Raw genomic sequence first — 5,525 nt, 5'->3', positions numbered from 1 at the left:
GAGTTGGTAGAGCGGGCGAAGTTTTTGTCAGGAAAACCTGTCGAGGTGATGCGCTTTCAGGCGCTGACTGCAGTAGATAAATATGATGGCATCTGGTGCTGCGCTTCGCTGCTTCATGTGCCAGAGAAGGAGCTGCCGGACGTTATGGCGCTGCTGGCAAGAGCGCTGAAACCTGGCGGGGTTTGGTATTTATCATTTAAGTATGGAACCGGCGAACGGGAGAAGGATGGCAGACGGTTTACTGATATGAATGAGGATCGGCTGCATGGAATTATTGCGGCTTTGGAGGGTGTTCAAGTGAAAGAGGCCTGGACGACTGGCGATCGACGGCCTGACCGTGATGATGTCTGGATTAATTGTCTGGTATTAAAGGCAATCTGAGGACTCCCGATGATGTCTTTTGACAAATGCAAACACTGCACCGGGAATTCAAAGTGAGAAAGGTCGAATGCCCTTTCTGGTCAACGCAGCCGTGATTTTAATTCATATGGACAACTACAACGTTAACCCCCACCAGCTGCCTTCACATCCGCAACATAAGAAGGCAAATCCCAGGTACCTCCAGCGCGGATATAACGGCACATGCCGGTGTTTGCTACGTTGCCCTGACGGAACGCTGTCCCATCCCATACCCAGCTTGCTGTGCTGACGCAATCGGCAATGCCCCGGCCTTTTTGTGCCAGTTCAATGGATCCGTTGCTGTAATCTGTTCCTGAGACGGTGACCAGTACCGGCGTTTCCGTCATCTTGCTGTCTGTTACCCAATAGCCGTAACCTTCGTTATAGGCTGCTCTCCAACAGAGTGAGCTGATAAGCACATGACTGGCATCCAATGGCGTAACGGTGGGCTCATCACCTTCAATGTTATTGCCACTGTCTTGGGGTGACTGAAGCTTTTCGCACTGATCGTCGCCTTTCAATGTGACGAATAACTTAGGTTTGATAGCAGCAAGTTCCGTTGGAGTCAGCGGGCGCGGTTCATCCTTACTCACTACTGCGGCCTGAATAACCGGTGCAGGCAATGCTGGCATTACACTGCTTTCCGGTTTATCTCCTTTCTTCGTCACTGCGCCTGGCGTGCCGATGCGTCCCTGAGCATCATCCATTTTCAACAGCACGGCGTAGGCACCGTCGTTGGAAAGGACAAAAGGAGCAGGGCCACCTTTGAACACCACTTGTCCACTGCCTTTTACGGCTTCAATGACCGAGCTAACCTGATCGTCCGATAGCTGCCATGCGTCATCAGCTTTCGCTTTAAGGGCTCCGGCAGACTTGTTGTTAATCCAAAGCGTCAGTTTTGGTTGAGGCGGCGTGACTTCAGACTGATCCTCAATCAGCACGACTTCGCCGGTGATTGCCGTATCAGGCCCGGCTTTTCGCGTCAGTAAAATCGAACCGCCCTTTCCTTCCTCATTGGCATAACCAGCAACGCGGCAAGTCAGCGTGTTATCGCAGGCCACTTCCCAGTCTTTATACTCAAACGCAACGCCACTTTCAGCCGCTATAACTGAAGTGCTGCAGGCAATAACACTGACCAGAATTGTTTTATAAAAAGGGTTCATTCCCACTCTCCATAAGGGTTAAGTCACGCAGTTTATTGAATTCTATTTATTACCGGCTCAACTTCCGCCACCAGCGTCAATAAGCACCACACCAAGCTGATCGGCTTCGTCTTCGATGGCGTCCACTATATTCTCTGACTCGGTGACTCCCTCAGATTCAATCTCAACAGTAAGTTGAGCAACCTCAATGCGATCGCCAAACAGCATTAAAGCCGCATCACCATGTTGTTTTGATGACCACTGAAGCCCCTGAACGGCAGGAAATGCCTGATGGATCGCCACCGCGTATTCCCGAGTGAAAATATATTGTTCGGCAGGCGAGTCCAGCAGTTGAGATCGTGTTACGCCCATTTTGCGTAACGTTTTAGGATTGAGATCGACAAGCTGAAGGTCGATAAGCGGTGTGATAACCGAATGAGCCATTCCTGCCAGCTTACCCAGATCGTAAGGTGCACCAGCAGAGTCAGACGGCAGATCGTGGAACAGCGTTTCCATCACCGCCACGCCAGTATTTTCACCGCCGTACAAAGTCGAGACGCCGTTACTCATTGGGCTGAAGCGGGAGTTCCCCTTTCCTGGGTTGAACTCCGCCGCGCGATAATCGGCTGAATGCACCCGATAAAAACGTTTGCCAGCAGGCCAGGTGACAAAGTTTACCTGCAGATTACTCTTGGGCTGACGTATCTTGCGGGCAATAACTTCCTTGTCATCGGCATCAGCCATGAACGGCTCCTTCTCTCTCAGCCTGCGCCGCTAACAGCACCTGTTTAGGTTGAGAAGCCAGAACATCTTTCGGCTTCTTACCGCCAAGCCAGCTGTTCTCAGAACCAAACCAGATGGCGAGCCCCCACGGAGTTTTCTTCTCGCCGAACAGGGAGATAACCTGCTTCACTACCGGAATTGGCCGGAAACCTTCATCTAACGCATATTCAGGGTAATTGTCTTTGCCTTGCAGTTGCAGGGCAAAAATACTGCCTGACGACTTCCAACGATTTGGCCCTGCGCTGGGATTACTGCTCTGGAAGTTTGCTTTCTCGGAGAGTTCACGCGCTGTCAGCCAGACTGAGTCCGCCAGGATACGGTCGTTCAGCTGTTCACGGCGCTGAGCATTTCGAGCGGCCCTTGCCTCTTTGCTTGTTTGTTGCTGGGATTCAGGGACGACGGCCAGCGATTTCATTCTACTCGAAGGTGTGCTCTTTTTAAGAGCGACTTCTGTCTGGCTTAACGAAGCCAGCACGGCACTAAGAGCGGCTTGCATCGCTACCTTCATCGTTTCATTGAACGCTGGGCTACGTGTTTTCGCGTTACCTAAATCAATGACTAAATATTCGGCATCGGCGTGGGTTTCCAGGCGGTGGAGCTGGTCGCCACTCAGGCTTCTCACATCTAAAGAGTGATCTTCACGCAGTGCGGAGTTGGCTTTCGACACCATCATTCACCTCGACTGACAGCAGGGTATATCGGTTATATTCATTATATATGAGATGAGTGATTTGTCGATAATCTGAGCAGGAGAGTGCTTGAATGGCGTTCACAGTCTTGTGATGTTCATGAATCTTGAACATCACAAGACTGTGAACAAGTGACGGGTTAAAACAGGACTTCCAGCCCATGTTTACGCACAATTGAGAGAAGCCTTAGCGACATACCGCCAGGGCGTTTAGCGCCTGTTTCCCACTTCTGTACGGTGGATACATTGGTATTCTGGTAACGGGCAAAGACAGGCTGATTGACGTTTAAATTTTCACGTATTTCTTTGGTTTCGGCAGGATGAAGCTCGGGTAAATCCTCCAAGCATGCGGCATCGAAACTACCCATAGTTTCCTGTGGAATGGCATCAATGGTGAACAATCCGGAAGCTGCGCTGTGAATGGCTTCGAGTGCACTATTCACAAAGATCATAACCACCAACCTTAAATATCAACATTTTGAGGTTGCAACATTCCCTTTAATAACTTGTATTCTTTAGGACGAGGTATCATCTGTAAAAAAGAGATAAATAAAAGAAATAGTAATATAGCTGAAAGGTACAGGAAAAAATGCACCCATAATGGGATTAGTTGCCCTTTGTATAATGATAAAAATAACAATGAAACGGAAATAAATAAAAACTGAAAGGAAAACAAACCTAAAATAGCATTATCTATCCAAAACTTTCTTCCTGTTCTAAAAACAAGCTCATTATTTTCCATTACTAAAAAAGCTCTGAATTTCTTGAAGAAACCCACTTGTATCGACTGTCTATTTAGCATATAAAGCTGCATTATAGCCTTTTGTATGGCTACATCTGAAATTCCTGTAATACGATATCCAACGATCCTCTCAATCTCATCTTTTAGACCATGACGGACTTCATCAGAAAGGTCATGGCTCTCCAGAATACGCTTCAGCTCGTTAGTTCTGGAGTTTCTGACATGATTAATGAATGCAATAATCGCACTTATCTTCCAAACTACTAAAGCTAATGGCCCAACGATAAATATAAAGAGAAAAACTTGTCTTATCTCTATAATGCCACTAGATAGCCCCATGTTTAATAGATTATCAAGAAAAACACATATTTTCATTATTTAGCTCCCTGCCAGGTTATCTACCAAACTATCAGGCTCCATATTAGGAATGTGGTAACCGTGATATAACATATTTTCTCAAATCCGTTTTCAAAATGTTGCATTTACACATGCATACAAAAACGAATTAGATGCAGACTATACAAGCAGCAATAGTTACTGTCGAAAAAAAATTTCTTAAACCGTGAGTCATGGTTTATTTATCCTCTAAGTTGGCTAATGGTGCCCTTACCTGATAGTGATGATCGCCAACCTGAAAATAATGTGAAAGCTTGCAGAGGCTGCATTACAGGCTTCAGATGCGGACGAATATAAATTTTTTCATATGTCAAACTCAGTTGCTCATCATCTTCCTGGTCAGCCTCCGGCTCATCAAACACCATTCGCAACATCACAGCTGAACCAATACTGAACAAAGCATCTCTTCATCGTTCTTCTTTTGTATGCCATAGATCCACGATGTAGATGGCATCATCGCGGAGCTCATAGTGGACCTCGTAATCATCGAACAGCGCTTTTCGAACTTCACGAGGTTCATATCGGGGCTGCAATATGCCAATAGCTGGATGCGCGGCAAGGCTTGCACTGCCGATTATCAAGCGGTCTAAAACGCCATCGGCATGCTGGCGGCTGTATTGAAGGGCAAATAGGTAGATACGTTCAAGGTCATCCTGAGCTTTAAGCGTCCAGTAAATTTCCATTTATCAGGTTTTTTTTAAGCGATTGGCAAATTCCATCATCTCTGAGTGGCTAACTACACGACCGGCATCTACATCGGCAAGACCAGCCTGGATGCTTTGGTGACGCCGCTCTCTTTCGGCCAGCATAGTGGTCAATGCTTCCTTGATAATCCAGCTTTTGGAACGATCCAATTCAGTAGCCAGATTTTCGACAGCAACAGCCAACTCAATGGGTATTTGTGCGCTGATGGTTTGTTTCGTAAGCGAACCCATAGGGATTACCTCGTTCAATAACATTTAATAACTCCTGTTAATTTAGCATGGGTTTGCTTATAAAAACATCACTTACCCGTTTACAGCCAGCCTCCAGGAAAGTGTTTCGACACCGTACCTTCAGGGCAGAAGTAGCAGCCAGAAACATTATGGGATGAAAAACAATAGGGGAAGGTCAGAAAGGTAAATACGGAAAGCAGTTCACAGGAAATGATGCGGAATCATACTGATTTCATTGACGTGGCGAGTTCTTTGCCTGGATTGCTGGCAAAAAAAAAGCCACCGAGAAGGTGACTTAGTTTTTCATACACTATGGTGCCGAAGGCCGGAATCGAACCGGCACGCCTCGCGGCGGTTGATTTTGAATCAACTGCGTCTACCGATTTCGCCACTTCGGCACTGAAGGGTATGCGGAAAACGTTGGGGATTATACCGTTACC

General features: G+C 47.0%; 9 protein-coding genes and 1 tRNA gene. 1 reads left to right on the top strand and 9 read right to left on the bottom strand.

Going from position 1 to position 5,525, the window contains the following annotated elements:
* Window positions 1-381, top strand: a 381-nt coding sequence (locus WCC56_RS05710) for an SAM-dependent methyltransferase (RefSeq protein WP_424691444.1), incomplete at its 5' end; no start/stop codon positions are given.
* Between the two features lie 122 nt (window positions 382-503).
* Here WCC56_RS05710 and WCC56_RS05705 read toward each other — a convergent pair.
* From WCC56_RS05705 to WCC56_RS05665, 9 genes are all read right to left on the bottom strand, one after another.
* Window positions 504-1,562 carry a DUF1176 domain-containing protein gene (locus WCC56_RS05705; protein WP_424691443.1) on the bottom strand — a complete coding sequence of 353 codons (1,059 nt, stop codon included), beginning with the start codon at window positions 1,560-1,562 and terminating at the stop codon, window positions 504-506.
* A 57-nt stretch (window positions 1,563-1,619) separates the two neighbouring features.
* Window positions 1,620-2,285, bottom strand: a complete 666-nt coding sequence (locus tag WCC56_RS05700; RefSeq protein ID WP_424691442.1) for an RES family NAD+ phosphorylase — start codon at window positions 2,283-2,285, stop codon at window positions 1,620-1,622.
* Complete coding sequence (locus tag WCC56_RS05695) at window positions 2,278-2,994, bottom strand: integrase (RefSeq protein WP_424691446.1); 717 nt, start codon at window positions 2,992-2,994, stop codon at window positions 2,278-2,280. The genes WCC56_RS05700 and WCC56_RS05695 overlap by 8 nt, the downstream gene beginning before the upstream one ends.
* A 158-nt stretch (window positions 2,995-3,152) precedes the next feature.
* A complete protein-coding gene (locus tag WCC56_RS05690; protein WP_424691441.1) occupies window positions 3,153-3,464 on the bottom strand; it encodes a helix-turn-helix domain-containing protein in 312 nt (103 codons plus the stop codon).
* 11 nt (window positions 3,465-3,475) lie between these two features.
* Window positions 3,476-4,129, bottom strand: a complete 654-nt coding sequence (locus tag WCC56_RS05685) for a hypothetical protein (RefSeq protein WP_424691440.1) — start codon at window positions 4,127-4,129, stop codon at window positions 3,476-3,478.
* A gap of 203 nt (window positions 4,130-4,332) precedes the next feature.
* Window positions 4,333-4,548: a hypothetical protein gene (locus WCC56_RS05680; protein ID WP_424691439.1), complete on the bottom strand. Its 216-nt coding sequence runs from the start codon at window positions 4,546-4,548 to the stop codon at window positions 4,333-4,335.
* 9 nt (window positions 4,549-4,557) lie between these two features.
* Window positions 4,558-4,833, bottom strand: coding sequence for a type II toxin-antitoxin system RelE/ParE family toxin (locus WCC56_RS05675; RefSeq protein ID WP_424691438.1), 276 nt, complete (start codon window positions 4,831-4,833; stop codon window positions 4,558-4,560).
* A 3-nt stretch (window positions 4,834-4,836) separates the two neighbouring features.
* Window positions 4,837-5,085, bottom strand: coding sequence for a CopG family ribbon-helix-helix protein (locus WCC56_RS05670; RefSeq protein ID WP_424691445.1), 249 nt, complete (start codon window positions 5,083-5,085; stop codon window positions 4,837-4,839).
* Window positions 5,086-5,398: 313 nt separating this feature from the next.
* Window positions 5,399-5,483: transfer RNA gene (locus WCC56_RS05665), tRNA-Leu, on the bottom strand.
* Window positions 5,484-5,525 lie beyond the last annotated feature (42 nt).

The sequence above is a fragment of the Erwinia sp. genome (assembly GCF_049696395.1).
GTDB lineage: Bacteria > Pseudomonadota > Gammaproteobacteria > Enterobacterales > Enterobacteriaceae > Erwinia.
Note: the sequence above shows the minus strand (reverse complement) of the source record. Positions and strands in the feature narration are given on the sequence as shown.